Source organism: Vibrio sp. 1069 (assembly GCF_033340555.1).
In genome coordinates this window covers 1-659 of record NZ_JAWOWP010000458.1, presented here as the reverse complement: position 1 = coordinate 659, position 659 = coordinate 1, and the positions used below count along the sequence as shown (strand labels likewise).

At 46.6% G+C, this 659-nt stretch carries 1 protein-coding gene; it reads left to right on the top strand.

Annotation, left to right across the window (positions count from 1 at the left end; translation table 11 throughout):
- A partial coding sequence (locus tag R7040_RS27130) for a PAS domain-containing protein (RefSeq protein ID WP_318097693.1) occupies positions 1-659 on the top strand: 659 nt, incomplete at both ends.

Below are 659 nucleotides of genomic sequence, written 5' to 3'. Positions count from 1 at the left end.
CCCTAGCGCTGGTGGCACTTGCTGTCGTCGTACAAGTTGGTATCACTTTGGCTCTCAAAGGGCGCGTCGATGATATCGACATCGTACGTTCCGTTTTCTTTGGTTTGCTAATCACGCCCTGGGCCGTTTACTTCCTATCTGTGGTGGTAGATCAGTTAGAAGAGTCTCGTCAACGATTGACTAAGCTGGTTTCTAAATTGAAAGACATGCGTTCACGCGACCAAGAACTGAACTTCCAACTACAGCAGAACATCGAAAAGCTCAATCTAGAGATTGAAGAGCGGATTAAAGCGGAAGAAGCGCGTGAAGAGGCGATGCAGGATTTAGAAAATGAGGTTTTCCAGCGTGAGCGAACGCAATTAGAGTTAGCAGAGCGTACCGCCTTGTTACGTTCATTCATCGATGCGTCACCTGATTTGATTTATTACCGTAATGCCGATGGCGTCTTCTCTGGTTGTAACCGAGCGATGGAAGAGTTAACGGGCAAGAAAGAGCATCAACTTGTCGGTTTGAGCCCGTGGGATGTCTACAGTAAAGAAATTGCGCAACCAATCGTAGATACCGACCAAAAAGTCTTTAGCGACAACCAAGCGATCACTTACGAGCAATGGTTGGAATACCCTGATGGGCGAAAACACTATTTTGAATTGCGCAAAGTA